This is a genomic window from Methylomonas sp. EFPC1 (genome assembly GCF_016925515.1).
Lineage (GTDB): Bacteria > Pseudomonadota > Gammaproteobacteria > Methylococcales > Methylomonadaceae > Methylomonas > Methylomonas defluvii.
In genome coordinates this window covers 20,794-47,732 of sequence record NZ_CP070495.1, presented here as the reverse complement: position 1 = coordinate 47,732, position 26,939 = coordinate 20,794, and the positions used below count along the sequence as shown (strand labels likewise).

Annotated in this window: 26 protein-coding genes and 3 pseudogenes; 20 read left to right on the top strand and 9 right to left on the bottom strand. The window is 50.9% G+C overall.

The features are described 5' to 3' along the window. The first annotated feature begins 89 nt into the window (after nucleotides 1-89). The 6 genes from JWZ98_RS22940 (at nucleotide 90) to JWZ98_RS22915 (ending at nucleotide 8,543) form a co-directional block, all read left to right on the top strand. Nucleotides 90-1,343: a TolC family protein gene (locus tag JWZ98_RS22940; RefSeq protein ID WP_205454603.1), complete on the top strand. Its 1,254-nt coding sequence runs from the start codon at nucleotides 90-92 to the stop codon at nucleotides 1,341-1,343. After that, nucleotides 1,336-2,772: an efflux RND transporter periplasmic adaptor subunit gene (locus JWZ98_RS22935; protein WP_205454535.1), complete on the top strand. Its 1,437-nt coding sequence runs from the start codon at nucleotides 1,336-1,338 to the stop codon at nucleotides 2,770-2,772. Before JWZ98_RS22940 ends, JWZ98_RS22935 begins: the two co-directional genes overlap by 8 nt. Further along, nucleotides 2,765-5,908, top strand: a complete 3,144-nt coding sequence (locus tag JWZ98_RS22930) for a CusA/CzcA family heavy metal efflux RND transporter (protein ID WP_205454534.1) — start codon at nucleotides 2,765-2,767, stop codon at nucleotides 5,906-5,908. Before JWZ98_RS22935 ends, JWZ98_RS22930 begins: the two co-directional genes overlap by 8 nt. Nucleotides 5,909-5,964: 56 nt before the next feature. Continuing rightward, nucleotides 5,965-6,573: a cation transporter gene (locus JWZ98_RS22925; RefSeq protein ID WP_205454533.1), complete on the top strand. Its 609-nt coding sequence runs from the start codon at nucleotides 5,965-5,967 to the stop codon at nucleotides 6,571-6,573. Nucleotides 6,574-6,595: 22 nt separating this feature from the next. Beyond that, nucleotides 6,596-7,969, top strand: coding sequence for an HD-GYP domain-containing protein (locus JWZ98_RS22920; RefSeq protein ID WP_205454532.1), 1,374 nt, complete (start codon nucleotides 6,596-6,598; stop codon nucleotides 7,967-7,969). Nucleotides 7,970-8,204: 235 nt separating this feature from the next. Beyond that, nucleotides 8,205-8,543: a hypothetical protein gene (locus JWZ98_RS22915; protein WP_205454531.1), complete on the top strand. Its 339-nt coding sequence runs from the start codon at nucleotides 8,205-8,207 to the stop codon at nucleotides 8,541-8,543. Nucleotides 8,544-8,626: 83 nt separating this feature from the next. On the opposite strand, the pseudogene JWZ98_RS22910 reads toward JWZ98_RS22915, so the two are convergent. The 7 genes and pseudogenes from JWZ98_RS22910 to JWZ98_RS22875 form a co-directional block, all read right to left on the bottom strand. Next, nucleotides 8,627-8,701: pseudogene (locus JWZ98_RS22910) on the bottom strand (chromate resistance protein ChrB domain-containing protein); the annotation flags it as partial. 10 nt (nucleotides 8,702-8,711) lie between these two features. Beyond that, nucleotides 8,712-9,626 (bottom strand): DUF1259 domain-containing protein, encoded by a 915-nt coding sequence (locus tag JWZ98_RS22905; protein WP_205454530.1) that lies wholly within the window; start codon nucleotides 9,624-9,626, stop codon nucleotides 8,712-8,714. Beyond that, entirely contained in the window at nucleotides 9,623-11,014 is a 1,392-nt protein-coding gene (gene chrA / locus JWZ98_RS22900; RefSeq protein WP_205454529.1) for a chromate efflux transporter, read from the bottom strand. Before chrA ends, JWZ98_RS22905 begins: the two co-directional genes overlap by 4 nt. Continuing rightward, complete coding sequence (locus tag JWZ98_RS22895; protein WP_205454528.1) at nucleotides 11,011-11,952, bottom strand: chromate resistance protein ChrB domain-containing protein; 942 nt, start codon at nucleotides 11,950-11,952, stop codon at nucleotides 11,011-11,013. The genes chrA and JWZ98_RS22895 overlap by 4 nt, the downstream gene beginning before the upstream one ends. A 162-nt stretch (nucleotides 11,953-12,114) precedes the next feature. Continuing rightward, entirely contained in the window at nucleotides 12,115-12,567 is a 453-nt protein-coding gene (locus tag JWZ98_RS22890) for a hypothetical protein (protein ID WP_205454527.1), read from the bottom strand. 17 nt (nucleotides 12,568-12,584) lie between these two features. Next, nucleotides 12,585-13,290, bottom strand: a pseudogene (locus tag JWZ98_RS23515) (MerT/CopZ fusion-like heavy metal transport selenoprotein). A gap of 68 nt (nucleotides 13,291-13,358) precedes the next feature. Then, nucleotides 13,359-13,796, bottom strand: a complete 438-nt coding sequence (locus JWZ98_RS22875; RefSeq protein ID WP_205454594.1) for a MerR family transcriptional regulator — start codon at nucleotides 13,794-13,796, stop codon at nucleotides 13,359-13,361. 361 nt (nucleotides 13,797-14,157) lie between these two features. On the opposite strand from JWZ98_RS22875, the pseudogene JWZ98_RS22870 reads away from it, so the two are divergent. The 12 genes and pseudogenes from JWZ98_RS22870 to JWZ98_RS22815 form a co-directional block, all read left to right on the top strand. Then, nucleotides 14,158-14,733 (top strand): annotated as a pseudogene (locus JWZ98_RS22870) (recombinase family protein); the annotation flags it as partial. Between the two features lie 49 nt (nucleotides 14,734-14,782). After that, the gene (locus JWZ98_RS22865) at nucleotides 14,783-16,429 is read left to right on the top strand and encodes a DDE-type integrase/transposase/recombinase (protein WP_205454601.1); all 1,647 of its coding nucleotides are present in this window, start codon (nucleotides 14,783-14,785) and stop codon (nucleotides 16,427-16,429) included. Next, nucleotides 16,419-17,399, top strand: coding sequence for an AAA family ATPase (locus tag JWZ98_RS22860; RefSeq protein WP_205454593.1), 981 nt, complete (start codon nucleotides 16,419-16,421; stop codon nucleotides 17,397-17,399). The genes JWZ98_RS22865 and JWZ98_RS22860 overlap by 11 nt, the downstream gene beginning before the upstream one ends. A 956-nt stretch (nucleotides 17,400-18,355) precedes the next feature. After that, nucleotides 18,356-19,135 carry a DUF932 domain-containing protein gene (locus JWZ98_RS22855; protein WP_240348436.1) on the top strand — a complete coding sequence of 260 codons (780 nt, stop codon included), beginning with the start codon at nucleotides 18,356-18,358 and terminating at the stop codon, nucleotides 19,133-19,135. A gap of 68 nt (nucleotides 19,136-19,203) precedes the next feature. After that, a complete protein-coding gene (locus JWZ98_RS22850) occupies nucleotides 19,204-19,368 on the top strand; it encodes a hypothetical protein (RefSeq protein WP_205454591.1) in 165 nt (54 codons plus the stop codon). Between the two features lie 83 nt (nucleotides 19,369-19,451). Continuing rightward, nucleotides 19,452-19,679, top strand: a complete 228-nt coding sequence (locus JWZ98_RS22845; RefSeq protein ID WP_205454590.1) for a hypothetical protein — start codon at nucleotides 19,452-19,454, stop codon at nucleotides 19,677-19,679. Between the two features lie 73 nt (nucleotides 19,680-19,752). Next, complete coding sequence (locus JWZ98_RS22840; RefSeq protein WP_205454589.1) at nucleotides 19,753-20,082, top strand: hypothetical protein; 330 nt, start codon at nucleotides 19,753-19,755, stop codon at nucleotides 20,080-20,082. Between the two features lie 15 nt (nucleotides 20,083-20,097). Next, entirely contained in the window at nucleotides 20,098-20,316 is a 219-nt protein-coding gene (locus JWZ98_RS22835; RefSeq protein ID WP_205454588.1) for a hypothetical protein, read from the top strand. Between the two features lie 918 nt (nucleotides 20,317-21,234). Further along, on the top strand, nucleotides 21,235-22,464 hold the full coding sequence (locus JWZ98_RS22830; protein ID WP_205454587.1) for a DUF3560 domain-containing protein: 1,230 nt from the start codon (nucleotides 21,235-21,237) through the stop codon (nucleotides 22,462-22,464). Nucleotides 22,465-22,720: 256 nt separating this feature from the next. After that, the gene (locus tag JWZ98_RS22825; protein ID WP_205454586.1) at nucleotides 22,721-23,107 is read left to right on the top strand and encodes a hypothetical protein; all 387 of its coding nucleotides are present in this window, start codon (nucleotides 22,721-22,723) and stop codon (nucleotides 23,105-23,107) included. 129 nt (nucleotides 23,108-23,236) lie between these two features. Continuing rightward, on the top strand, nucleotides 23,237-23,692 hold the full coding sequence (locus JWZ98_RS22820; RefSeq protein WP_205454585.1) for a JAB domain-containing protein: 456 nt from the start codon (nucleotides 23,237-23,239) through the stop codon (nucleotides 23,690-23,692). A gap of 53 nt (nucleotides 23,693-23,745) precedes the next feature. Continuing rightward, nucleotides 23,746-24,099: a hypothetical protein gene (locus tag JWZ98_RS22815; RefSeq protein WP_205454584.1), complete on the top strand. Its 354-nt coding sequence runs from the start codon at nucleotides 23,746-23,748 to the stop codon at nucleotides 24,097-24,099. A gap of 16 nt (nucleotides 24,100-24,115) precedes the next feature. Here JWZ98_RS22815 and JWZ98_RS22810 read toward each other — a convergent pair whose 3' ends face one another. Both JWZ98_RS22810 and JWZ98_RS22805 read right to left on the bottom strand, forming a co-directional pair. Continuing rightward, nucleotides 24,116-24,814 (bottom strand): DNA adenine methylase, encoded by a 699-nt coding sequence (locus JWZ98_RS22810; protein WP_205454583.1) that lies wholly within the window; start codon nucleotides 24,812-24,814, stop codon nucleotides 24,116-24,118. Between the two features lie 135 nt (nucleotides 24,815-24,949). Next, the gene (locus tag JWZ98_RS22805; protein WP_205454582.1) at nucleotides 24,950-25,297 is read right to left on the bottom strand and encodes a hypothetical protein; all 348 of its coding nucleotides are present in this window, start codon (nucleotides 25,295-25,297) and stop codon (nucleotides 24,950-24,952) included. A gap of 310 nt (nucleotides 25,298-25,607) precedes the next feature. On the opposite strand from JWZ98_RS22805, the gene JWZ98_RS22800 reads away from it, so the two are divergent. Together JWZ98_RS22800 and JWZ98_RS22795 are read left to right on the top strand one after the other, a co-directional pair. Continuing rightward, on the top strand, nucleotides 25,608-26,033 hold the full coding sequence (locus JWZ98_RS22800; protein ID WP_205454581.1) for a hypothetical protein: 426 nt from the start codon (nucleotides 25,608-25,610) through the stop codon (nucleotides 26,031-26,033). Between the two features lie 118 nt (nucleotides 26,034-26,151). Next, nucleotides 26,152-26,913 carry a ParA family protein gene (locus JWZ98_RS22795; protein WP_205454580.1) on the top strand — a complete coding sequence of 254 codons (762 nt, stop codon included), beginning with the start codon at nucleotides 26,152-26,154 and terminating at the stop codon, nucleotides 26,911-26,913. Nucleotides 26,914-26,939: the final 26 nt, after the last annotated feature.

Genomic DNA, 26,939 nt, shown 5'->3' with positions numbered 1-26,939 from the left:
TCGGCTAAGTCAGCCTGTTGGTTGATCGTCATTGCTATAACGAGCTTATGAGGACAATCATGAGATCTGTTCATTTAAAGCGTCTGCTGATGGCGACGCTGTTTATCGTCTGCCGCGTGACCATCGCAGGTGAGCACCCTCTATTGACGCTTGAGGCGGCCACCCAAAAAGTCGCTCAGGACAACCCCGACCTAGCGCAAATGCTGGCCCGTGCCAAGGCGATGGCCGCCATTCCATCGCAGGAAGGCAGTCTGCCCGACCCGCAGATCAGCTTCAATGCCATGAGCCTGCCGACCAATAGTTTCAGCACCCGGCCGGAAGACATGACGCAAATCGGTTTCGGCCTTTCCCAAGCCATTCCTTTTCCCGGCAAATTGGCGCTACGCGAGCAGGCGGCGATGTATGAAGCGGAAGCCGCAACGCTCAATGCCGATGAACTGCGACTACGTTTGCTCAGCGATGTCAAAACCCTGTGGTGGCAGGTTTTTTATCTGGACCGGACGCTGGAGATTGTGAACAACAATCACACCTTATTACAGCAGTTTGTCGACATCGCCAGAAGCAAATACGAAGTCGGCGAAGGCTTGCAACAGGATGTATTGCTGGCCCAGCTGGAATTATCCAAATTGCTGGATCAAAAAATCACTCTGACCGGGATGCGGCGCAGCACTGTGGCCAAACTCAACGCCTTGCTGGATCAACCCGCCAACAACTCCGTGCAATTACCCGCCACGCTTTCAATACAGCTACCGGAAATCAGACAGGAGGACCGCCTGTATCAACAAGCGGAAACGTCGAGGCCTCTGCTGGAAAGCGACCGCCAAGGCATAAACACGGCGCAATCCAAACTGGAACTGGCTCAAAAAGACGTATTGCCCGATTTTAATGTCGAAGCAGCGTATGGCGCCCGCAATAACATGCCGGATGGTAGCCGGCGCTCCGATCTGCTCAGTTTGGGCGTCAGCATGAATCTGCCGATTTTTGCCGGCAGTAAGCAGAACAAGATGATAGATCAGCGCAACAGCGAACTGATGCAACAACGCTATGCGCTGCAAGATCGATGGAACACGGTTCGCTCTGAAATTACCCAAAGCCATAGCGATTACCAGCGGGCCAAACAGCAATTCGTTTTGTTCGATACCGGCATCATTCCGCAGGCCCGGCAAACCGTCGCCTCCATGCTGGCCGGTTATCAGGTCAACAAAGTCGATTTTTTGAACTTGGTACGCAGCCAGATTACCTTGTTCGAATACGAAACCCAATACTGGAAAGCCTTCACGGAAGCCCAACAAGCATTGGCGCAACTCTGCGCGAATGTGGGCGAGGACAACATTTATGAATAAACAACTGTTATTAACCGCAGCGGTGATGCTGGGGATAGGCTTGGCGGGTGGCTATTGGTTGGCGCAATCACCCAAACAGAAATCAGCGATTCAACCGGTAGAAGGCAAGAAGCCTTTATTTTACAGAAATACCATGAATCCATCGGCAACGTCCCCGGTGCCAACCAAGGATGCGATGGGCATGGACTATGAGCCGGTTTATGCCGACGCTAATGCGGCCAAGCAACCCAAAATTCTGTTTTACCGCAACCCGATGAATCCCTCGGTCACGTCACCGATTCCGGCCAAAGACAATATGGGCATGGATTATCTGCCCGTGTATGCCGAGGACGAGGCAAAAGCTGACGATTCGGCCGGTGCCGTGAGGATCGATGCCGCCACGGTACAAAATATCGGCGTGCGGACCGCGCTAGCCAAACAAACCTTGCTTTCGCATGTGGTCCGAGCCGTTGGCCGGGTAGCCTATGACGAAGAGCATATTGTTCGTCTGCACCCCAAAACTGAAGGCTGGATCGAAACCTTACGTGCCGATAAGACCGGGCAAAGGGTCCGGAAGAATGAGGAACTGCTGAGCATTTACTCTCCGCAATTGGTGGCCAGCCAGCAGGAATATGTGTTGGCGCTAAACAATCTCAAGGTGCTGGAAAAAAGCCCTATCGAAGACATCCGCCGAGGTGCGGAAGAGTTGGTCAAAAGCTCCCGCGAACGCTTAAATCTGCTGGATGTGCCGGCGCATCAACTTCATGAGCTGACGGATAGCCAAGCCATCAAAAAGAGCTTGCATATTCATACTCCAGCAGACGGCATCGTCATCAACATCGGTGCTCGCGAAGGCCAATATGTTACCCCGGAAACAGAGCTGTACATGATCGCCGATCTATCCACGGTCTGGGTATATGCCGAAATTTACGAGTACGAACTACCCTGGGTTAAAGAAGGCGACCCGGTTCACATGCGCTTGGCCGGTGTTCCAGGCCGGACGTTCAGAGGTCGCCTGGCGTTTATCTATCCCTATGCCGAAGCCAAGACCCGGACTATTAAAGTGCGACTGGTATTCGATAATGCCGACTTGCTGTTAAAGCCCGATATGTTCGCCGAAGTCACCATTCAAGCCGGCAAACAACTGGATGCAGTGGTGATTCCTTCCGAAGCGGTGATCCGTTCCGGCGCGCAAACCCAGGTTTTGGTGGTGCGCGGTCCCGGTAAATTCGAACCGCGCCGGGTAACGACGGGTTTATCGTCCAATGACGATATTGCCATTATTGACGGTCTGAATGCCGGCGAGGAAGTGGTCACCTCGGCGCAATTTCTGATCGATTCCGAGTCCAAGCTGAACGAAGCCACGGCTAAAATGGTGGAACCTTCGGCAGCACAGCCATCCGCAACCGAATCGTTGCCAGTTGAGCAGGGAGCGCATAACCATGACTGATTTCATCATCAATAGCGTGTTGAAAGACCGCTTCATGGTATTGCTGGGGGCGATTATCCTGGCCATCGGCGGAGTTTGGTCGTTCAAGAACATGCCTTTGGATGCCATACCGGACTTGTCCGACGTGCAGGTGATTATTTTCACCGACTATGCCGACCAGTCTCCGCAGGTGGTCGAAAACCAGGTCACCTACCCCTTGACCACCGCCATGCTGGCCGTGCCGCATGCCAAAGTGGTACGCGGCTATTCCTTCTTCGGTTTGTCCTTCGTCTATGTCATTTTCGAAGACGGCACGGACATGTATTGGGCGCGGTCGCGGGTACTGGAGTATCTCAACTATGTCAAAAATCGTCTGCCGCAAGGCGTCACGCCAGCACTTGGTCCGGATGCCACCGGTGTCGGCTGGATTTACGAATATGCCTTGGTGGATAAGACCGGCAAGCATGATCTGGCGCAACTGCGCTCGATTCAAGACTGGTATCTACGCTATCCCTTGCAGACAGTTCCCGGCGTTTCCGAGGTGGCTTCGGTCGGCGGTTACGTCAAACAATATCAGGTGGAAGTCGATCCCAACGCCCTGCAAGCCTATGAGATTCCGTTATCCACCGTGATGATGGCCATCAAACGCTCCAATAACGATGTCGGCGGACGTTTACTGGAGGTGGGCGAAACCGAGTACATGGTCAGAGGCTTGGGTTATATCAAATCCATCGCCGATCTAAATACCATCCCGGTGGGTGTCGATGCCAACGGTACGCCGATACGCTTGCAGGATGTCGCACATATCCAGATTGGCCCCGAACTGCGCCGAGGCGTGACCGAACTCAATGGCGAAGGCGAGGTGGCGGGCGGCGTGGTGGTGATGCGTTTTGGCGAAAATGCCCTGGCAACCATCGAGGACGTGCGGAAGAAATTGGATGAACTAAGAAAAGGTTTACCGGAAGGCGTAGAAATTGTTCCCGTCTATGATCGCGGCAGTTTGATCGAACGAGCGGTAGATACCTTGAAAGATGCGCTGAGCCAAGAACTGATCATCGTCTGTGCTCTGGTGGCCTTGTTTTTGCTGCACTTGCGCTCATCCTTGGTGATTGTCATCACCTTGCCGCTAGGCATTTTGATGGCCTTTATCGTGATGAAATGGCAAGGCATGAACGCCAATATCATGTCCTTGGGTGGCATCGCGCTGGCGATTGGCGACATGGTCGATGGTGGCGTGGTGATGGTCGAAAATGCTCACAAACATCTTGCTGAAGCGGCTGAGAAAAAACAAGCCAAGCTGACTTCCGAGGAACGCTGGGAGGTCATCGGTAATGCCTCCCGCGAAGTCGGCTCAGGGCTGTTTTCCTCGCTGTTGGTGATTACCGTGTCCTTTCTGCCGATCATCACCATGCAGGCACAGGAAGGCCGCTTGTTCAGCCCATTGGCGTTTACCAAAACCTATGCAATGGCCGCTGCCGCGATATTGACCATCACGTTGGTGCCAGTGTTGATGGGCTATTTTGTGCGCGGCAAGATCATCCCCGAACACAAAAACCCGATTAATCGGATTTTACATGCCATTCATTCGCCGGTCTTAAGGGTAGCGATGCGCTGGCGGGGTGCCACGCTCATCGTGGCGCTGCTGTTGATGGCCTCTACGCTCTATCCCTTATCCAAACTGGGTAGCGAGTTTATGCCACCTCTGGATGAAGGCGATATTTTATACATGCCCACCACCTTTCCGGGCATATCCATCACCAAGGCTAGGGAAGTCTTGCAACAGACCGACAAGATTATTAAGACCTTTCCGGAAGTGCATCATGTGTTCGGCAAGATTGGCCGGGCCGAAACCGCCACCGATGCCGCGCCGTTGATGATGGTAGAAACTACCATTAAGTTAAAGCCGCGAGAAGAGTGGCCTGATCCAACCAAAACCACCCGGCAACTGATGGATGAAATGGACAAGTCCATTCATTTTCCCGGATTGGCCAACGCCTGGACCATGCCCATTAAAACCCGGATAGACATGCTGTCTACCGGCATCAAAACCCCGGTGGGCATCAAGGTGTCCGGTCCCGATCTGAATGTGCTGCAATCCCTGTCGCTGCAAATCGAGCAGGCGATGAAAACCCTGCCGGATACGCTGTCTGCCTACGGTGACCGGGCCGTCGGCGGCTATTTTCTGGATTTCGACATCAACCGCGAAGCCGCCGCGCGTTACGGCTTAACGGTCGGCGATGTACAGGATGTGATTCAAAGTGCGATTGGCGGCATGAACATCACTGAAACCGTCGAAGGGCTAGAGCGCTATCCGGTCAATTTGCGCTATCCGCGCGATCTGCGGGATAACCCGGAAGCTTTGCGACGAGTGTTGATTTCCACCCCGACAGGCAGCCAGATTCCTTTAACATCGGTGGCAGACATCAACTTTAAACGCGGTACGGATGTGATTAAAACCGAGGATGCACGGCCCAACGCCTGGATTTATGTCGACCTTAAAATCTCTGACATCGGTGGTTATGTGGAGCAGGCAAAAAAGACCTTAGCCGAAAATGTCACGATACCGGCAGGTTATACCGTCACTTGGTCCGGTCAATTTGAATACATGGAACGGGCGGCGGAACGATTGCGCATCGTGGTGCCCATCACGCTACTGCTGATTTTTATCCTGCTGTATACCGCCTTTCGAAATATCACCGAGCCGACTATCGTGATGTTGGCGATTCCATTCAGCCTGATTGGTGGAATTTGGTTCATATACTGGTTGGGATACAACCTGTCGATTACCGTCTATGTCGGCTTCATCGCCCTGGCCGGTACGGCGGCGGAAACCGGGGTGATGGTGCTGAGTTTTATCGACATTGAACTTGATAAGCTGCGGGCGCAAAAACAGGGGCCATTGACCGGCGAGGAAATCCGAGCGGCTAGCGAAGCGGCAACGGCTCTACGGGTACGACCGGTAGCCATTACCTCACTGGCCAACATCATAGGTTTGATACCCATCATGACGGCGACCGGAACCGGTGCTGATGTGACTCAACGTATCGCCGCCCCCGCGTTGGGTGGCATGCTCACCGTGTTGATATTAAGCCTTTTGGTGTTCCCGGTGATTTACAGCCTAGTGTTGCAGTTTCAAGAACGGTTTCGACACTCATAGCCCATAGAGGTTACTTATGCTTTCATCAATTTGTTAGGTTCACGAGGGAATTTGATATGGCTTCATGTTGTGAAAATAACTGCGCAATTGAGAAATTACGCGAACGGCAACGCGGCACGCTTAAAGCTGTTCTCGTTGTCAACGCTGTTATGTTTGTCGTCATTGCGGGCGGGGCTGTTTACGGAAAGTCGACGGCTTTGCTCTCGGACAGCCTGGATAATCTCGGTGATGCACTAACGTATGGTTTAAGCCTTTACGCCGTTTCCAAAGAAGCGACCACCAAGGCAAAAGTGGCCTTATTTAAGGGTAGTTTGATATTGATCGGGGCGTGTGTGGTCTTGGCGCAAATCATTTCGCGGCTGATTGTGCCCGTACTGCCATCTTACGAGATCATGGGCGTTTTCAGTTTGGCCGGCCTGGCTGCAAACTCGCTATGCCTATTTTTGCTATGGAAGCACAGAAACGAAGACATCAACATGAGCTCGGTATGGGAATGTTCAAGAAATGACATAGCGTCAAATCTATCGGTATTTATCACGGCGGGGGCGGTTTGGTTCTTTGAATCGGGATGGGCGGATATTTTCGTCGCATCCTGTCTTGTTATGCTGTTGCTGAATTCTTCTTTTCGCGTTATCCGTTCCGCGCTCAAAGAATTGCATGGATAGCCTTGACAGTTTGTTCTGAATTATGAAAGCCAAGCAATCTCCCCGCTATCAGACTAAAAGGATGATATCGCCACAAGCGATGTCCACTAATCGCTTTATCCACCGAAAAATTCTGACCCGATTGTTTTTAGGCTGGTTGTTCCTGAGTGTAACGGTAGGCGGCTCCATTTCATGGCTGGAGATCAAGAGGGCCGAGCAGTTAGTTCATGCCCTTGCGCTGAAGGAATCAGCGCTATTCAGCGGAGCATCTGCTCATAACCTGGAACAACTCGATGCCCAATCAACCGAACATCTGAGGCAGCTGGCTGAACAACTGGTTAACCAGCATTTTCTGATTGTCGAACTGTATGACCGCAACGAACAATTAAAACTCGAAGTCGTTCGACAAGGACAGGAATTGGTCGAGCAATTCATCGATCAATATAGGCATCAATTTCCAAAGGCTGACGAGTTTACCCATGACCTACATTTTATTCATGGACAGTTGTGGCTAGTGACGCTGGTTCCGCTACGAGGCGAACAGGGTTCGCCGATGGGTTATTTCGAGGGAGTTTATCAGGTTGATCCGGAAACGTTCGCCACATTGAAGCAAAACCTAATCCGTATGCTGGCGTTCGTGACTCTAGGCATTTTCTTTACCAGCCTCTTGATGTATCCGATTGTCCTGGCCCTTAATCGAGGCGTGATTAGGCTTTCCGGCGAACTACTGCAAGGCAATCTTGAACTGATGAATGTACTGGGCTGTGCCATCGCAGAGCGCGATTCGGAAACTAACCATCATAACTATCGGGTGACGTACTACGCACTTCGGCTTGGCGAAGCCATCGGACTGCCTGAAGAAAATATGCGCGATCTAATTGCAGGAGCCTTTTTACATGATGTCGGCAAGATTGGCATCCGCGATCCGATTTTATTGAAACCGGAAAAACTGACAGTGGATGAATTCGATGTCATGAAAACGCATGTGGCATTAGGCGTGGAAATTCTAAACAAATCTCACTGGTTAACCGGTGCGCGAGATGTCGTGGAATTTCACCATGAGAAATATGACGGCAGTGGGTATCTGCAAGGCCTTAAAGGGGATGCCATTCCACTGAACGCGCGAATATTCGCTATCGGAGACGTGTTTGATGCGCTGACCTCGCAACGTCCCTATAAGGATGCGTGGTCTGCGGTCGATGCTATTGCTAAGCTTATAAAAGAGGGTGGTAGCCACTTTGACCCTCAACTGGTAACGATTTTTGCCAAGATTGCTCCGCATCTTCATCAAGAGGTGAATGATTTAGGCGAATCTCAACTGGAGGCAATGCTACAACGCCTCGTTGGCGAACACTTCTTGAACACAGCTTTTAAGGCTCGGAAGGCAAGATATGAAGTTGCACGCACATCGGCTTAGGAAGTTGACCCAATGCGGTGCGTTAACGCCTTTGTTTGCACCGGTATTGCGCAATTAGCCGTGAGAGGATGTAAAGATGAATTTAACTCATTGATTTTAATGATGGCACTATTTGTGCTTGAAATATAAAGATTTATAGAATGGATTGATGTCATATCAAATTTGTTATCACTCCATGAGCTATAAAAACAGGACGAAATTAACGATTAATAAAAACTAAATCTGGAGAAAGTCTATGAAAACAAAACTATTGATTACTTTAGTGTTGGGTGCCGGCCTCTTGGTCGCATGCAGCGAGATGAACCCTCATCCGATGGATATGACTCAAGCCGTACAAAGTGCAACGACTAAAGCTGATCACGAAGCACTGGCCAAACATTACGAAGAAGCCGCGAAAGAACTACAGCTAAAAGTGGAAGAGCACAAAAAACTGCTTAGCCAATATCAAGCTAAAAGCTATCTTTACGGCAAGCAGGCCGACACCTTGGTAAGCCACTGTCGAGTGTTGATTAATGCCTATGAAAAGGCGGCTGAAGCCAATTTGAGTATGGCGGCAATGCATCGTCAGATGTAAGCAGTAAGTCTTTTTGTCAATATCGAAGCACATTAACCTATGCAAGATGGGCCAAGGTAACGCGGCCCATCCTATCAGTAATCGTCGATGAAGCGTGCGATCAACCAAGGGCTGGCAATTCGATCAATTTTAGGGCGTTCGCGGGTTACCCATTTCATGGATGTAGCCTCAAGTTTTCGACTGAGTATCCAGCGCCGCTTTAAAACCTTTGGCCAGAACGTCGACGCTACCTTCTCCCCAGTAATGCAAAAATACGATTCGTGGCGATTCGCCTACCATGTGGTTATGGATTGTGGTGATAGCGATACCGGCACCGCGAAGTGCTTTTAACACGCCTTGCAGTTCAGATTCCAGCACCGCAAAGTCGCCTTCGACGATAGCCTTGTCATTGTTGCCGGCAAACACCGCCCAGGTATTCACACCCACGGTCTTACCAACCGTATGCCCATCCATTTGCGTGCTGCGGCCAATGGTGACTTTATAGACTTCGCCGGCTTTCTCGACGGGCGAACCAATAATGGCTTCAATAGGCTTAGGATCGAGCGAGGTCTTGGCGGCATCAAATGACTTGGGTTTTACATGGGGTTTAGCACTACTGGTTTCCTTGATTTTGGCAAACACCTTGCCGATACCCGTTGCCAGATTATCCGGATCACCAGCGCCACCAATGTGCATGAACATCACTTTCGGCGTATCCCAGAGGAAATGGTTGTGCAATGCGGTGACTTCGATACCATTTTCCAGCGCCGTGCTCATGACCGGATTGATCTGATCTTCCTGTAAAACCATATCACCCATCACCATGGTTTTGTCGCCTGTCGGCGCAAACGCAGCCCATGACGTGAATCCCGTTGCCGCTGTCATTTTTACGCCTGCAACGTTCACAGCCAAATCGCTGCGTGGTACGGTGACTTTGAAGACATTCTCAATAGTATCAAGCTTGCCTTTGGCACCGGTCAGTTGCTCTATCTTGGCGGTATCCAGAGTTCCCGCATGCTGGTTGGGTTCTTGGGCGTAGGCAACGCCGCCCAGTAGTGATGAGATTAACAGCGCTAAAACGCGAGATTGACGCATGGTATTCATAGAACAACTCCTTGCTGGGCAAGCCAGATTTTGATGAAACTAAACAACAGACCGGTGCCGCCGCAAGCAGCGATCACCGGGATTACCCCCACTTTGTAACGAAACAGTGCCAAAAATGCGCAAAGGCTAATGACCGCTGAAATGGCATCGAAACTCCCCGCAAAGCCTTGCGGCCAGAAGACATGCCAGGCGAAGAATACCGCTAGGTTGAGAATTACGCCGACCACGGCAGCAGTAATGCCGGTCAGCGGTGCGGTGAATTTCAGATTGCCATGGGTTGATTCCACCAATGGACCGCCAGCCAGGATGAACAGGAAACTGGGTAGAAAGGTAAAGTAAGTCACCACTGTTGCCGCGATGGTTCCCGCTAGAAACAGTTGATCGGAGCCGAAAATTTTCTGCGTCCATCCAGCGACGAAACCCACAAAGGTCACCACCATGATCAATGGGCCTGGCGTGGTTTCACCGAGAGCTAGACCATCAATCATCTGATGCGCTGTCAGCCAGTGGAAATGCTCAACTGCCCCCTGATAAACGTAGGGCAGAACTGCATAGGCGCCGCCAAAGGTCAGCAGCGCCGCCTTAGTAAAGAACCAGCCCATCTGGGTTAGCGCACCATCCCAACCATAGCGGGCACACAGAAAACCGATGGCACCGCCCCACAGGATCAGGCCAACCAGTATCACTTTTGACAAGCCAGCCCAACTGAACAGGGCGTGGGCTGGAGTCGGAGTGTCGTCGTCAATCAATGCCGGACCGTAGCTTTGTTTGGCCGAACCATGTCCGCCGCCGGTCGCAAATTTCCGAGGGGCTACTTTGCCGCCGATTGCGCCCAAGATGGCTGCTATCAGCACAATCAAAGGAAAAGGTGTGTCGAATAAAAAAATCGCCAGAAAAGCGAGTGCCGACATTGTCCACAGCACCCCATTCTTGAGCGCCCGTGATCCTATTCGATACGCAGCGAAAATCACGATGGCCGTCACAGCCGGTTTGATGCCGTAAAGAATGCCGGCAATTCCAGTGAGATGACCATAGGCCATATAAATGAAGCTCAGGCCAATCAGAATCAACAGTGATGGTAAAACAAACAAACCGCCTGCAACAACGCCGCCCCAACTGCGATGCATTAACCAACCGATATAGGTGGCTAGCTGTTGCGCTTCGGGGCCTGGCAGTAACATGCAGTAATTCAGCGCATGTAAGAAACGCTGCTCGGAAATCCAGCGGCGTTTTTCCACGAGTTCCTGATGCATGATGGCAATTTGCCCGGCTGGGCCACCGAAGCTCACAAAGCCGAGTTTTAGCCAGAATAGGAATGCCTCTCCAAAGCTAACCGGATCGGGTTTAGCTAAGGTGTGATTGGCTGAGTGTTTTTCAGATTGAGTCATTGATCGCTTACCCCTTTCTCAAACGTTACCAGTAGACTGTTAAACACCGCACTGGCGGCGGTTAACAATTGCTCATCATCCAGGATGGCATCACGTAATCCTGCCAGTACGCTTTCAATACCAACGGCTTCCGGCGGTTGCACACCGCCCACATCCAGAAAATGCACCAGCGCACCCAGTCGTTTGAGCGCAGGATTTTCAAGATTGAAACTGGCTAATAAAACCTCAAAGGTGACTAGACCATCAACATGACTGAAGGTCGCGCCGTCGAAATCGAAACCCAGTGCATCAGCAGGGCAATCATTGGGGGAAGCTAGCCAAAGAATTTGCGCTTGAGCATCAATAAAGCGGCGAATCAACCAGGCACAGGCTAGGCGATCTACCCATGGCCGGCTGCGTGTAGCCCAGCTACGACCTTGGTATTCGCTGATTGATAAAGGTGTGATTGAACCTTCAACCGAGTGCGGTTCATCCGGCGATAGTATTCGTACAATTGAAAGTTCGAGTTCCCTAAGGGCGGCCTCGGTTTGTCGCTGTGCTTCACCTGGAAAGAAGTCGATGGCAGAGAGGCTAGTAAAAGCTTTACGGAGTTTTCGAGAATGTTTGAGAATATCTTGAGCATTTTTGGCAGTCAGGCTATCACGTGATTTGGCTATATCCGCCAATAGCGCAGAGAACTCTTCACTACGATCAAAAAAGCTTAAGAAATTGCCATCGACTGGCTCCTCAATCCGCAAAACCAATGCGGTACCGCCACTTTCCCGCACTTCAACACCAATGGCATCTAATGTTTCGCGGCAGGGCACCAGTTCCGGCATCAAATAAACACCGTCACGCAATACGGCCGCGCCCGAGGCCTTCAATGATCGCCACACGCGCATACGAACCGTTGCGTTTTCGGTAGGAAGGCTTGTTATAAGTAAAGACCAGTTATTCATGTAATAAATACTACTCTATGGTAGAGTTTATTACAAATAGTATCTGCAAGACTTAACTTTGCTGATTCCTATCAGGGGAGAAAGCAAAAATCGTACGCTAAGACTTCGGAGTGAATCTATAGCATAAGTTTTGGGCTTGTGCGTATCAGATTGAAGTTATCCCTATATGAGCGTGTCTCTATGACTTTTTTCAAAATATTTAAAATTTGCTAAACAGCATTGGCCTGACGGGTTTCTAATTTCACAAGCACATTCCCCCGCTTGAGTGCGTTGCATGACGAAAGCTTTGATCGGTTCTGCCTGGTGATCTTTTAACGCTAATAAATACTGCCCGGCGTCAATATCAAAACAGTAACAAAGCGCGTCGTTTTGAATGGCTCGATAGCTTCGGAAATGCTGTTTTGGAATAATGATGTTACCCGCACTGGAAAAGTACCCAACTGAGCATGTTTTGGCAGGGCAAAAAAAATAGCTGTCAGTGATGATTGCCTGATTCTCGGGAAACCTGACCTGATGATAAAGCGTAGGCATACCGACACTTTTACAAGTGGAGCCGCATTCAGGACAAATTTGTTTGGTTTTAATGGGTGTATTTGCGCAGCAACAATCAGACATAGACCATATCCTCGACTTTATCGAGAAACAGGTGTGGCCATGGAACCCGGATAGCCAGCATCCGTCGTGGCTTTGATCAAGGCTGCACTATCGGTTTTTTTGCTATCGAAAGTGACTGTGGCAGATTTTGAATCGTAATCGACAATCACTGCTTGTACGCCTTCGACTTCCTGTAAGGCTTTTTTGATGGTCACTGTACACATAGCGCAGGTCATGTTTTCTATATTCAGCGTCACCGTTTGCTGTTGGTTTGGCTGTGCAACAGTTGTTTCAGCATAGGCCGTCGGCATCCACAGTGTGCTTGATGACAAGCTCAAAATTAACAAACTGGTTTTAATTGTCATATCGATTCTCTCAAGCTATAAAAAAGGGTGCCACCCAGGGAAAGGCAAGTAGCAGCAAAATGAACGCGGAGCCAAGCCAAAACACTAGGCGTTGTTTGCGTTGGATGTCGGATATGGCGCAGCTTGCACCTTCTTCACAACAGGAAGGTGTCCGATAAAGTTTGCGATACCCAAATGCCATAAAGACCAGAGTCAGGATGATAAAAAAAGGACGGACCGGTTCAAATCCCGTCAACGTGCTCATCCAGGCCCCGCCAATGCCTAAAGATAAAAGTAAAAAAGGCCCGACACAGCAGGCCGAAGCCCCTATAGCGGCCAAGAGGGCACCGATACCTAACCATGACGGTAGGTTAATGGGTATTTCAGGGTCTGTTTTCATGCGAATCTCCTCAACCAAGCAAGCATCAATGTTGACAAAAAGTCTAAACCCTGTTGTTTAGAACAGAGTCAAGTGGGCGGTGGTGTCTTACTTAAAATCAGGGTTTGGTTGATGGCATCATCGCTAAACGCATCGAGAATAGCGCAACGCGCGGATGGAGCTGTCTGCTGACAGTTGTTGACCAGAGTTCCCAATACCCGACGGAGAGCCGTTAAATCCATGATTTGCTGATCGATCTGCTGGCATTTCTGCTCGGCGAGTTGTCGTATGTCCGCGCAATGTGCTCCATCAAGAGATAACAAGGCGGCAATTTCCTTCAAGGTAAATCCAGCTTGTTGAGCGCGTTTGATAGAGCGGATTCGAGTAATCGCATCATCTGAATAACATCGATAACCACCATCGGGTTTCTCTGGTTCCGTCAGTAAACCAATGCGTTGATAGTGACGGATAGTCTCAATGGTGACTTCGGTTTGTTTGGCAAGTTTGCCTATGGTCAAAGTCGGCATTTTATTGAGCCTTAGATCAAAGGAGTTTTATTGTCATGCATTTTCCAATCACTAGCCTTTAGGCGTCCAGATTTTTCACTTTTTGCGTCACTAATTTTTCACTAATTGTGGTATCCGACAGTTGCAAAAAATCTAACAGAAAGGATTGGATTCATTTATGTAGCGTATCTAAATAGGTACACATAAATAAGTACCCCCCTTGGTTCGATAAAACGATCGTTTTGTCGAACACTGGCAGCAAGGTGGTTTTTCATCAAAATCAGCCTAATTTCAGTGCAGAATACTGGTTCTAAAAATCAGCGTTCGATTTACTTTTCTGTGATGAGTATAATGGACGATTGTCATGCTCCGAAAAATTTCCATGAATATTGGTTACGCCCGCGTCAGTACCCGTGATCAAACCGTAGCACTTCAGGTCGATGCTTTGAAGGAAGCGGGCTGCGAAAAAGTTTACACGGAAGTCATTAGTGGAGCGGCGACCGAGCGGCCAATCTTGGCCAAGCTACTCGAAGAGGTACGACCGGGCGACATCGTGGTGGTTTGGAAGCTGGATCGACTGGGGCGTTCGCTCAAGCATCTGGTTGAAACTGTCAATCTACTGTTACAGCAGGATGTCGGTATCAAAAGCCTCAATGATCCAATTGACACCACAACGCCGCAAGGACGCCTGGTGTTTAATCTCTTTGCTTCCTTGGCTGAATTTGAACGGGATGTGATTCGCGAACGCACTCAAGCCGGTCTTTCCGCTGCCCGTGCCCGTGGGCGCACCGGGGGACGACCGAAGGGATTGCCGCAGCAAGCTCAATCCACCGCTTGCGCCGCCGAAACACTGTACCGTGAAGGCAAGCTCAGCGCACAGCAAATTGCCAAACACCTGCGAATTTCCAAAAGTACTTTGTACGCCTATCTACGCCATCGTGGTGTACCCATAGGCGCATCGAGGGCGGTTCGGTAGAACCGGGACTTGTCCAGTGTCCAGAAAGATCATTCCCTCTGAAATTTTGATCGATCTGGCCCGGCGGTTGGCATTACTACCGGCTCGCTGTCACGAACGTCGCCAAGTCATAGCAGAAACCGCCCAGGTGTTTGGTGTTTCCGAGCCGACCTTGTATCGGGCGCTGGCTGAGCGATGCCATCCAAAGGCCCTGCGCCGCTCTGATCGAGGAGCGCCGCGTGTGCTACCGGCAGAGCAGTTAGAACGTTACTGCGAATTGATCGCCGCGATAAAAGTGCGGACATCCAATAAAAAAGGTCGACATCTCTCGACCGCCGAATCAATCCGACTGATCGAGACTTTCGGCATCGATACCCCCGACGGCCATGTCCAGGCTCCCGCCGGTACACTCAACAAGACCACGGTGAATCGTTATCTCAAACAATGGGGTTATGATCGAACCACGCTTGGACGACCACCCGCTGCGGTGCGTTTTCAGGCCGAATACAGCAACGATTGCTGGCAATTCGACCTGTCGCCATCGGACCTCAAGGAAGTCGAAGCACCCTCTTGGATTCGTCCGGATATGAAGGCACCGACTCTGATGCTGTTTTCCGTCGTTGATGATCGAAGTGGCGTGGCTTACCAAGAGTACCACTGTGTCTACGGCGAGGATGTCGTTACCGCTTTACGGTTTCTATTCAACGCCATGGCGGCAAAAGCGTCGCCAGATTCTCCTTTGCAAGGTATTCCACTGATGATTTACACGGATAACGGGCCGGTGGCCCGTAGCCAGGTGTTTCAAAGCGTCATGCGCTACCTTGGGATTGAGCTACGCACACACATACCAGCAGGCAAGGATGGTCGTCGTACCACTGCCCGATCCAAGGGCAAAGTCGAGCGGCCATTCCGCACAGTGAAAGAGGTACACGAAACCTTGTATCACTTTCAGAAGCCGCGCGATGAGCCCGAGGCCAATGCGTGGTTACAGAATTTCCTGATTCGCTACAACGCTATGGATCATCGATCTGAGCTGCATTCGCGCATCGAAGATTGGTTGCAGAACCTTCCTGCCGGCGGCATTCGGGCCATGTGCAGTTGGGAACGTTTTTGCACCTTTGCCCGCGAACCTGAGCGGCGCAAAGTGGCGATAGATGCCCGCGTCACGGTCGACGGCACACCATATGAGGTTGATGCTGAATTGGCGGGTGAGGATGTCGTGCTGTGGTGGGGGCTGTTCGACCAGGAACTGTTTGTCGAGCACGGCGAAAAGCGTTTCGGCCCTTATTTGCCGGTGGGCGGCCCCATCCCGTTGAATCGCTATCGGACGTTCAAGAAATCAGCGGCACAGACGCGTGCAGATCGCATCGAGATATTGGCGGCTAAACTCGAATTACCTCGTGCCGCACTGGAAAGTCGGCCTGATGTCGCGGTATTCATCCGGCCTGAGGGCATACCCACTCAAACGTTTGCCGATCCCGATCCATTCAACCAACTGACGTACCCGAGTATACTGGCGGCGAAACGTGCAATTTCGGAATTTTTGGGTTTACCACTGGCAAAGTTGTCTGCGGATCAACTCGCCCGAGTCAATGAGCTTGTTCAGTCCACACTGAACAAGCAGGAAGTCCTGGCACGCGTCCGTGCCTGTATCGAACCTGTCGAGCATTTATCGGAGAACCAACCCCATGCTGAGTGATATTAGAAGCCACTACGGACTCATTCGGGAAATTAGTTCGATCAGCCAGATCGCTTATTTCGAAACGACTCAGCTACAACAGGTCGTCACCGAACTCAAGCTGGCCATCAAGGACAGTAAGCTCATCGTGTTGGCGGGCATGGTCGGCACCGGCAAGACCTCGATGCTGCAAAAAATTCAGGATTTGCTGGAACAAGATAAAGCCATTTTGATTGCGAATTCCTTAGCCTTGGATGTTAGCCAGGTCACGCCGGCAACGCTGGTACAGACCTTGTTCAGTGATCTGTCCATCGACAAGGATGATCCTCTACCTAAGGTGGTGGGGCTGCGAGAACGGGCTTTGCGCGAGTTGATCCGCAAAAGAAAAAAGCCCGTCGCATTGTTCATCGATGACGCCCATCAGTTGCCGAGTAAGACCTTGATCGCCTTAAAACGGTTGATGGAGATTGTCCGTAGCGGCAAAGGTACGCTGTCAGTGGTATTGGCGGGACACCCAAAGCTCAAGAACGACTTGCTGCGTCCATCAATGGAGGAAATCGGCGCACGGACAACTTTTTTTGAACTGAACGGCTTCGGCCACGACAAGAAAAAGTATTTGTGCTGGTTGCTCGATCAAGTCACGGTAGCGGAAACTAGGCCGGACACCTTAATGACCGATGCTGCCGTGACATTACTTTGCGAGAGGTTGACGACACCGTTACAGTTCGAGCTTTATCTAACACGCGCGTTTGAGGAAGCCTTCCGAGTCGGGCAAAAACCGGTCGATGCCGATACTATTCAAGATATTCTGGCGCCCGACCTGGATGGATTGGAAGCACGTCTGACGCGTAACGGTTACAACGTTAAGCTACTAACCGACATACTCACCGCCAAACCCAAGGAAATCCGGTCGTTCCTGAGTGGTCAGTTACCGCCTGAACGAACGCAGGAGCTCCACGATCAATTGCTGGCTGCTGGTGTACCACTATAAGGAATAAGGCATGACCGGCAAAGCTATAGCCATTCTCAGTTAATGTGGTTCCTGGTGGATGTTATCGGGCTGTTCTCAACTAATGTGGGCTCATTCTCACTTAATCTGGTTCCTGACGCCCGGATATTCTCAGCTAATGTGGTCCCGAAAATCCGATGTAATCGGTTCCTGTAATTTATGTTATCGGGCCGCTACAAATAAGGGTCGTGGGCTTACCTCTCCGCTTCGCTACACGTCCAGCCCACCACCCTTAGCCGCTGGGGCTTATCCCGAACACCGCGCACGGCTGTCGCCCTGCTTTTCAAACGTAACCCCCTAAAGGTTAGGCGGAAGATTTATACCCAGCGAACGCGCTTTTTCGGGGGATTGTGGAAAGTACCCCCACGCGGTTCGTTGGGCATAAATCGGCTTTTCTTGATTCGGTTATTTTCGCGGGCGCGAAAATGCTAATGCTCAAACGGCAATAAGGAAGGGGTTGTTTGGATGCCTCCGGCGGCACTCCGTGGGGTCTGCCGACGGCCTCTTGCTTGCGAGGCGGCGGGAGCCAGAAAGAAAAGCGCTTTCTGACTCCCTTGTGAGCATACAGGGGGTGAGCCGATCAAGGGTACAGGCTGCGCCCGGTCATAAAAAAATAGACGCCAGTTTGATTTTTGATTGAGTCGATTTTTTTCTGTCCGCCCTTGACGGGGAAGGCTGGCGGGCGGGGGGTGTCCGGATCTGACATAGATGGATTTGACCAGGGTGGGGCGGCGGCTTTTTATAATTCAAAATAATGTTGTAAAACAACGACGCGTAAACTAAAAACAGTTGACAATGCCGGGGCGTTTCGGTAGAATAATCAACATGGTGAAGGGGCAATCCCTCACCATCAGAAGGTCGGGCAGTTCGCCAAGGCCAGTGTTTTCGAGGATCAAATCATGTTTAATCGTTTCTACGGCACTAAAACCCAAAATCCATTGGACAACGATCAATTGCGCCGGATGGCTCCTTCGGTGTTCGCCGAGCATAAACACGAAAGCCGTAAAAATTCATACAAGTTTATACCAACCATCGACATCGTTGAGGCGTTGCGCGACGAGGGTTTTTTGCCGGTTTATGCTTCCGAGTCTCGCGTTCGTGATGAATCAAAAAAGGGGTTTGCTAAACACCTTTTGCGTTTTCGTCAGCACGACGGTTTTTCAGCCGTGGGTGAAGTTAAGCCTGAAATCGTTTTGCTCAACTCGCACGATGGCACAAGCTCTTATCAGCTCAGCGCCGGGCTTTATCGTTTGGTTTGCTCGAACGGTTTAATCGTGTCAGATGGGCAGATCGATTGCGTTCGCGTTCGCCATAGTGGCAACGTGGTGGATAACGTGATCGAGGGTACTTTTAAAATCGTTAAGGAAACACCAAAGGTGTTAGAGCAAATGGAAGTGATGCGCGGCCTTAACCTGACCAGAGCCGAGCAAGGCATTTTTGCGGAAGCGGCTAAGGGCTTACGCTGGGATGCCGAAGAGGTTATCGTTAAAAACGATGATTTGTTGCGCGTTCGCCGCGATGCCGACCGCTCTCCTGATCTTTGGACGACCTTTAACGTTTTGCAAGAAAAAATGCTAAAGGGTGGTGTCGAGGTGGAAAACAAGGAAACCAGACGCTCACAAAGAGCGCGGGAGGTTAAGGGGGTGAGCGAGAACGTTAGGCTGAATAAAGCAATTTGGACGCTTGCCGAAGAAATGCGGAAATTGAAAACCGCTTAATAACGGACGGGCCGCAAGGATGCGGCTTTTTCTTTCCAGTTTTTCTAATAGCTGTCCGAGATATAGCCATGACTACAGAACAACGAAAACAACTCATTGCCGCCATTCTTTCCCATCTTCGCTTTCACGCTTTTATCGAAAAAAAGTTTTTTGACGAGGGCGATACATTTTTATCGCTGATTTTTATGGACGACCAAGAGCTTTCACAAATCGCAACCCTTGCGGGGTGCTAATTGATGTCGATCCGCCGCCGCGCTATCGCACGGCGGCGGGCGCTCCGCGCGATTCGCACATAGTCAAATAAAAGGGGTTTTCAATGTACGAAACAAGAGAGTTTAAAGGGTATTTTCAGTCTCGCGAGGTGGTTGAGGTCGATGGCGTTGTTTCTGTTGTGAATGACTGGCGGTTTTATCTTTGCGGGTTTGCTGCGGATTCGGCGCGGATTTTGTTGTATGACAAAACCACTGAGCAGGTGCCTATTGATGCTGACAATCGTATTTTCGTGGCGGGTAAGTGGTTCTCTCAATCTCATTGGGATCATTGAGAGGTTGCATAGTCCGGCCTACCGTTGCGCTTTCGCTCAACGGTAGGCGCTTCGCGGCTTTTTGGTATGGGGTTTGATGATGGGTTTAGCGGCTTATTACAGGGGGTCTTTGGCGATCCAATCGCAGGTGGCGCGGGATTATCCCGCTCGTGACAGTGCTTTTTTGGTTTTAGAAAGGCTTAACGCCTTGCCAAAGTATGATGATTGCGGGGTGCCTTTCGGTGATTTGGTATTTGAGTTTGATCAGCGCCGCCGTCTTTGGTGGGTGATGGATTCGGTGGCTTTGCATGGGGGTTGGTCGTTTTGTTATTCGTCGCTGGCCGAGGCTGTTAAGCGGTGGTCGGTTGATGTGGTGGCTTGTGATGTTTCAATAGGGCGTTTTCTGGGTAAGCGTCGTGTTTGATGTCTGGTTTAATCAATGATTCGGCGCATTAAGTTAAGTCGTGGTGATGTGTTGGTTGTTACCGATGAGCATGGGAATGATATTCTTAGGGCGGCGCTGACCGCTCTTGTTCAGTATCCGGACGATAATGAGCTGTTGTTAGATTTATGTCATCATCGTTTTATGTCATATAACGAGGGTTATGGGGCTAGGCGGATTATCGCTCGATTGCTTGATCCTGATTGTGAGGATTAGCCGCTATGTCCTATTTTTACACGTATGTCGGCTGTGCTTGTTTTCGATGAGCGGCGTAGCGTGGGCGCTATCTCGGTTTTCCGTTCCACTGCGCCGAGCGCGTTTTGTGTATTGTTTGATGTGTTGGGGCATTTTTGTTTCGCTTCCGCTGCACAAAAAACGGGATGCCCTTACAGACTGCGCTATCGCTCCGGTCGTGCCGACTTGGCCGCTATCGCGTCCAACCTTCCAGGCCACCACTTGCCCGCTCAATAAGGGTCGTGGGCTTACCTCTCCGCTTCGCTACACGTCCAGCCCACCACCCTTAGCCGCTGGGGCTTATCCCGAACACCGCGCACGGCTGTCGCCCTGCTTTTCAAACGTAACCCCCTAAAGGTTAGGCGGAAGATTTATACCCAGCGAACGCGCTTTTTCGGGGGATTGTGGAAAGTACCCCCACGCGGTTCGTTGGGCATAAATCGGCTTTTCTTGATTCGGTTATTTTCGCGGGCGCGAAAATGCTAATGCTCAAACGGCAATAAGGAAGGGGTTGTTTGGATGCCTCCGGCGGCACTCCGTGGGGTCTGCCGACGGCCTCTTGCTTGCGAGGCGGCGGGAGCCAGAAAGAAAAGCGCTTTCTGACTCCCTTGTGAGCATACAGGGGGTGAGCCGATCAAGGGTACAGGCTGCGCCCGGTCATAAAAAAATAGACGCCAGTTTGATTTTTGATTGAGTCGATTTTTTTCTGTCCGCCCTTGACGGGGAAGGCTGGCGGGCGGGGGGTGTCCGGATCTGACATAGATGGATTTAACCAGGGTGGGGGGGATGGTTTCGAATAATCGGAATCAAGGAGTAATTAGGGGTTGACACCCGCCCCGATGGGGCGTAATATACTAACCAGGCCGGGCATTCCGTCAAGGCCGTTTTCCGGAGATTCCGATGATCGATCAAACCGCCGTTGCCAATCTAAACAGTGATTCCTCTTTTACCTATCGTGGTCTTAGCGCCACTTATTCACCCGACGATAATAAATTAAGGCTGTATGCTGTCCACCGCTTAGATGCCGATCTTTATGCCCGCGTTAAAGCCGCAGGTTTTAAATGGGCGCCCAAGCAAGGTTTTTTTGTCGCCCCCATGTGGACCCCTAGCCGTGCTGACTTGTTGCTGGAATTGTGCGGCGACATTGAAGATGAGGACAAAAGCCTAGTTGAACGTGCAGAAGAACGCGCCGACCGTTTCGGTGATTACAGCGTTCGCCGTTCGCACGATGCAGAGAGCGCAAGAAAGGCCGCCGCTGCTATTGCCGATAATATCCCTTTCGGCCAACCGATTTTGGTAGGCCATCATAGCGAAGGCAGGGCGCGGCGTGATGCGGCGCGTATAGAAGGCGGCATGATAAAAGCCATTAAGTTATGGGATACCGCCGACTATTGGAAGCGTCGCGCTGTCGGTGCGCTTCACCATGCCAAATACAAAGAACTGCCCGCAGTTAGAGCGCGACGGATTAAAGGCCTGGAGGCCGACAAGCGCAAGCAAGAACGCCAACGCGACGAGGCCGCGAATTTCATCAAATCGTGGAGCGTCGAGGGCTTTAATATGGCGGTGGCGGAAAATATTGCCGGGTTGGATCGTATCTACCATCATTTTACACTGGCGCTTTATCCGCGTGAATTGCCGGCTTCCCAGTATGAAGGTTTGATGAGTTTATGGAGCGCTTTAACAGGCGGCGTTATTACTGCCGAGCAGGCGCGGGATGTTGCTTTAAAAGCCCATGCGCGGGCTGTTGCCAGCGCCGAGCGCTGGATTCAACATTATGAATTGCGCCTTGCTTACGAACGGGCAATGTTAGAAGACGCGGGCGGGCTTGCTACCGATAAAACCGGCCCGCAGGTTGGCGGTGGTTGCCGGTGCTGGGCGTCTCCGCGCAATGGTTGGAGCTATATCAAAAAAGTGAATAAAGTCTCTGTGACCGTTGAGGACAATTGGGGAAACGGTGGCCGTAATTTTAAACGCACAATCCCATTTGATAAGTTAAAAGAAATTATGACTCAAGCCGATGTTGACGCGGCGCGGGTGGATGGTTTGTTAGTCGATACTGCGGATGGCACCGGCTTTATTCTTCGTAATACGCCGACCAATGAAGCCAAGGAAGAAAGTGTTATAGAGTGATTGCAACCCAGGCGCGGGCTATAGTCCGCGCCGCCTTAATTTATTTCAAAAGGTAAAAACTGTTTGACAGCCGCCCCATTGGGGCGTAATATACTAACCAGGCCGGGCATTCCGTCAAGGCCGTTTTCCGGAGATTCCGATGAAACCAGTCAGAAAAATCAGAACAATTGAGTTAGCCCAATGCCGCCAAAAGGATGCGCGGGTGTTGGTTCGAAGGATCGTTGATGTTCTAGTGCGTAAACGCGGAGGCTAGGCCATGGACGATATATTATCAACACCTCGCCGGCTGCGTTGTACTCGTTGCGCCACTGATGTAATTGGTCGGCAGTGGCCTGGTCAGGATATTGGTTGGGGCTTGTGTCAGTCGTGTATCGAACCATGTAAGCAGCACGCGGGTAGTGAGGAAGAGTTTAGGGTTACCCATGGCGTTCAAGGTGTTCACTTCGATATTCAGTCTATAACCCCTAGTGATAATGAGGCTTCCGAACGGGAATGGTTGGAAGATTCTCGCGATGGCCGCTTTAGCCGTGTTGCTGTGGGCCGGGAGGATTCGGTGTGGGTGTGTAACGCTTGCGGCCAGGATGATGCCGACCCGTGGGAGTATGGTTGCGAACATTGCGACGAGAAAGCCGACGCTTATTAGTGGCTTAATGAGGATGCGGAAAGGGATTTTCGCGTTGATCTTAAATTAGGGTTGACATCCGCCCCAATGGGGCGTAATATACTAACCAGGCCGGGCAGTTCGCCAAGGCCACCAACCGGAGTTAGACCGATGACAACCTTAACCGCTGATCAACAAGCCATTATCCGCAACGCCCTGGCAATTCTGGAAACCCTTTTCCAAAAACAAGACCTATCAGCGACTTCACCCGATACCGTTAAAGACTTTTGCCGCCTTCACTTCGGCCACTTGGAACATGAAGAGTTCGGCCTGTTGTTTTTGGATAATCAACATCGGTTGATTAAGTATGAGTCGATAGCAAAAGGCACGGTCGATAGCTGTAGCGTTTACCCTAGGGAAATTGTTAAAGCGGTGCTGGCATGTAATGGCTGCGCTCTGGTCGCTTACCACAACCATCCATCAGGCGTGCTTTCACCTTCGGACGCGGATATGCGCATTACCCAGAAATTACGCGAGGCGTTGGCGCTCATCGACGTGCGTATCCTCGACCATATCATAGTCAGTAACCAAGGCGCATACAGCTTCGCGGAGCATGGCCTTATTTAATTTTTTGCGGGCGGGTTACACCCGCCCGCCCTTTTTCGATGTTAGAGGTTTTTATGGAAACAGTACCATTTTATGATGTCGGCGGATCATTGCCGGTTTCGCTTGACGTTTTTCGCAATCGGCCTTGTGCCTTGCCCTTCGGGCATGCCGCTTACATATCGCCAACACCTCATGAGGTGGATCGATTGATTAAGCTTGCAGGGTGGTCGCAAAGTGCTGTTGCGCGGCTTGTTGGGGTGACATACAACCCGAAAAAAGGCTCTTCAACTATTCGGAAATGGCGGGCGGACAGGGACAAAGACGACTATCGGGAAATTCCGTATTCCGCTTGGCGTTTAATGTTGCTATATGCCGGGGTTGTGTCTATCGAGGATGGTTTAGCGGCCAACATAGACACCACTGTCTAGCCTTAGTTGGCCCGCTTTAAGTTTGCGGGGTGTTTGGATCGTCCATAGATGTATCTATCTGGCCTCGTGCAAGCATGGCCGACAGAATTGCTAACTGCTCCGCCGCCGGCAATGCCGCATAGTTATCGGCCCAGCGCTTGGCTTTTCGCTTAATGCGCTGTCGGTCAATGAAATCCTTGCCTGCATAGGCGGACCAATAGACGGCATCCGGGGCATAGTTAAACCATAATTGTTCAGTGCGTACACCGCCGCGCGTCATGGCCTGGTATTGAAACGTTCGCCAGTCGGCCAGGTGTTCCGCGTAAAGCGCGGAGGGATAGCCGCTGATGATGACATCCGCCGGCACTTGTCTTATGACATCAATCAAGCGCAAATGATCGTCGTCAGTGAACTCGTGCTTATACCGCGAGGACGAGGTTCTAGTACTCTGTAGGTACGGCGGATCACAGAATACAAGCACTTTTTCATATCGCCCATAGTCAAATGCCGCCAGGTAGTGTGTTGCGTCGGTGCAAATCAACTCAATTCCGGGATAAGCCTCTGGATCGAGTACGGTATTGTCTAAATCGATACCGATGGAACGGCATGCCGGCGGCTTGCGGCGCATGACTACACCGGAGCCTAGAAATGCCTCAATATACACGTCGTGGGGCGGCATATTCGCAATGATGGCTTGATAGACCCCACTAGCCCCTTTCGAGCCTAAATAGCCCATTGTAATCCTCTGTCATTGCGTTCTTTTATTTGTTGTTCCACTGCAAACCCATTATTGGAAAATTGAAATGTGCGCCTGCCTATGCGGCGGATACTGGGCGCTATTCGCCTATTTTAACGGGGTAGCCGCGAATGGTTATTGTTCGTAAGTACCAGTTTCACAGTATTGACATGATATATCCGGGCTGTGGGTGCCAGGATCGCACACATACCCAGCCGCTTTGATACCTACGGTTTGCTGGGCGGCTATTCGCTTTTCTGCTTTAACGCAGATTGCCGTCAACACACTCAGTTTTTCGTCGATCAAGTGAGAATATTTGAGCGATGACAAAAGGCGTTCAATCCCTCTCAGCATGCCAACCGCCGCCGCGTGGAAGTGCCTCACCGATTCTATGGTTGTTGAATATTCAGGCGACGAATGCCGTGCGAACTCTGCCACCACTGAATCAATGGTTTCAGTAATTGATTTTTCAGGTATTTGCATACTTTATGCTCCGCTCTGGGTTGATGGCCATCTTTAACAAGCCTGTTTCATCTTGCCGCCAATCGTGCGCGACTAAGTGTTCATTGTAGGGCTGTTTCTCCACAATGTAAACTAAAACTAGTTTACATTTTAAAAAATATTTTCCTTACCGTAAACCAAAAACAGTTGACGCCTCAATGATTTTAATATAATATTTTTGCACGGTTAGCGGTTACGCTTCCGGGCTTGTATCATTTCTCTAATTTTTAGTAAGGGCGCAATTATGCAAAGCACGACTGAAAAAAAACCGACTGAATTTTTCCCTAAACCCTTGGCGGTTCGTGCGGCACAAGCTGCGCCTATCATCGCCCCGTTTATCTCTAACGCTCAAGCGGCGTTGTTTTTCGACGGTATGCGCGGGGGAGAAAAAAATCATTTTATGCAAGTGGTGATTGACCTGGCCGACCGGATTGATGTCATGGCGCTGACTGACGAGCAGGAAGGCAAGGGCGCTGATGCCATGGTTTATCTGCATTATTTCCGGGGCGGGAGTAGTTGGTTCATCACAGAAAAAGATGTCGCTGGTAATGTTGACCAGGCGTTTGGTTATACCGTTTTGAATGGTAACGACCAATGCGCTGAACTGGGTTACATTTCGATCCGCGAGTTGATTTCTCACGGTGTCGAATTGGACCTTTATTTCACGCCAAGATCGTTGGCTGACATTAAAGCGGAGAGGGAGAAACGCGCCGCGTAATGCGATGGCCCGCCCAGGTAATGGGCGGGATTACCGATCCACTGTAGAGCGAACGGCTTTACAGTGTTTTACGGGGCGTATAATCCCCACCAATCACACGATTAAGGCATTAAAAACGATGAAAATTCTATCGATTGCAAATCAAAAAGGCGGCGTTGGTAAAAGTACGCTGGCCGTCCATTTGGCTTACGCCGGCATAGATGCCGGCATGCGCGTTTTACTGGTTGATATGGACAAACAGGGGAGTCTGTCGCTGTCCTTCCCTGCTCCAGACAACGCACCGACGGGCCTTGTTGCTTCGACGCTGTACGGGGGTGAAGTGGTCGATGAAAGGCCGCAGCCTCTTAACGATAAGCTGTCTATCATTCGGGCCGATAACGCGCTGCTTGCGATCGACAAAGCCGAAAATCAAGTGATACGCCAACCAGGTCAAGCGTTGCGCCGCTTCGCGGCTGAGTTCGATCTATGCGTGATCGATACGCCGCCCTTGCTCGGTATCCGCCTGATGGCCTCCTTGGCCGCAGCCGATTATGTACTGACACCGGTTTCAATCGGCCTTTACGAGCTGGCGGGTGTTGCCGATCTTATGCAAACAATCCATGTGATTCGCACCCAGGGCTTTAATCCCAGGCTCAAACACATCGGCATCCTGCCGATGAAGGTCAACAGCCGCAGCACCGAGGCGAAAAATGCGCTGACTATGTTACGGAATCAATACGGGCCGATCATATTATCTCAAGCCTTGGCCGAGCGGGCGGCGGTCCGCAAGGCCATTGCCCAGCGCCGCCCGGTTTGGACCCATACTAGTGGCGAAGGTCATTTAAAAGCGGCGGGCGAGTGGCGGGCGGCATGCACGGCCATTCTGGCACGCTTGAACTAATCGGCTTTTAAAAATCATTTCGGAAT

Bases quoted from the DNA above. Each gene is read 5' to 3' on its own strand.
- JWZ98_RS22940 (WP_205454603.1), top strand. From the start codon at position 90: ATGGCGACGCTGTTTATCGTCTGCCGCGTGACCATCGCAGGTGAGCAC.
- JWZ98_RS22935 (WP_205454535.1), top strand. From the start codon at position 1,336: ATGAATAAACAACTGTTATTAACCGCAGCGGTGATGCTGGGGATAGGC.
- JWZ98_RS22930 (WP_205454534.1), top strand. From the start codon at position 2,765: ATGACTGATTTCATCATCAATAGCGTGTTGAAAGACCGCTTCATGGTA.
- JWZ98_RS22925 (WP_205454533.1), top strand. From the start codon at position 5,965: ATGGCTTCATGTTGTGAAAATAACTGCGCAATTGAGAAATTACGCGAA.
- JWZ98_RS22920 (WP_205454532.1), top strand. From the start codon at position 6,596: ATGAAAGCCAAGCAATCTCCCCGCTATCAGACTAAAAGGATGATATCG.
- JWZ98_RS22915 (WP_205454531.1), top strand. From the start codon at position 8,205: ATGAAAACAAAACTATTGATTACTTTAGTGTTGGGTGCCGGCCTCTTG.
- JWZ98_RS22905 (WP_205454530.1), bottom strand. From the start codon at position 9,626: ATGAATACCATGCGTCAATCTCGCGTTTTAGCGCTGTTAATCTCATCA.
- chrA (WP_205454529.1), bottom strand. From the start codon at position 11,014: ATGACTCAATCTGAAAAACACTCAGCCAATCACACCTTAGCTAAACCC.
- JWZ98_RS22895 (WP_205454528.1), bottom strand. From the start codon at position 11,952: ATGAATAACTGGTCTTTACTTATAACAAGCCTTCCTACCGAAAACGCA.
- JWZ98_RS22890 (WP_205454527.1), bottom strand. From the start codon at position 12,567: ATGTCTGATTGTTGCTGCGCAAATACACCCATTAAAACCAAACAAATT.
- JWZ98_RS22875 (WP_205454594.1), bottom strand. From the start codon at position 13,796: ATGCCGACTTTGACCATAGGCAAACTTGCCAAACAAACCGAAGTCACC.
- JWZ98_RS22860 (WP_205454593.1), top strand. From the start codon at position 16,419: ATGCTGAGTGATATTAGAAGCCACTACGGACTCATTCGGGAAATTAGT.
- JWZ98_RS22850 (WP_205454591.1), top strand. From the start codon at position 19,204: ATGACTACAGAACAACGAAAACAACTCATTGCCGCCATTCTTTCCCAT.
- JWZ98_RS22845 (WP_205454590.1), top strand. From the start codon at position 19,452: ATGTACGAAACAAGAGAGTTTAAAGGGTATTTTCAGTCTCGCGAGGTG.
- JWZ98_RS22835 (WP_205454588.1), top strand. From the start codon at position 20,098: ATGATTCGGCGCATTAAGTTAAGTCGTGGTGATGTGTTGGTTGTTACC.
- JWZ98_RS22830 (WP_205454587.1), top strand. From the start codon at position 21,235: ATGATCGATCAAACCGCCGTTGCCAATCTAAACAGTGATTCCTCTTTT.
- JWZ98_RS22825 (WP_205454586.1), top strand. From the start codon at position 22,721: ATGGACGATATATTATCAACACCTCGCCGGCTGCGTTGTACTCGTTGC.
- JWZ98_RS22820 (WP_205454585.1), top strand. From the start codon at position 23,237: ATGACAACCTTAACCGCTGATCAACAAGCCATTATCCGCAACGCCCTG.
- JWZ98_RS22815 (WP_205454584.1), top strand. From the start codon at position 23,746: ATGGAAACAGTACCATTTTATGATGTCGGCGGATCATTGCCGGTTTCG.
- JWZ98_RS22810 (WP_205454583.1), bottom strand. From the start codon at position 24,814: ATGGGCTATTTAGGCTCGAAAGGGGCTAGTGGGGTCTATCAAGCCATC.
- JWZ98_RS22805 (WP_205454582.1), bottom strand. From the start codon at position 25,297: ATGCAAATACCTGAAAAATCAATTACTGAAACCATTGATTCAGTGGTG.
- JWZ98_RS22795 (WP_205454580.1), top strand. From the start codon at position 26,152: ATGAAAATTCTATCGATTGCAAATCAAAAAGGCGGCGTTGGTAAAAGT.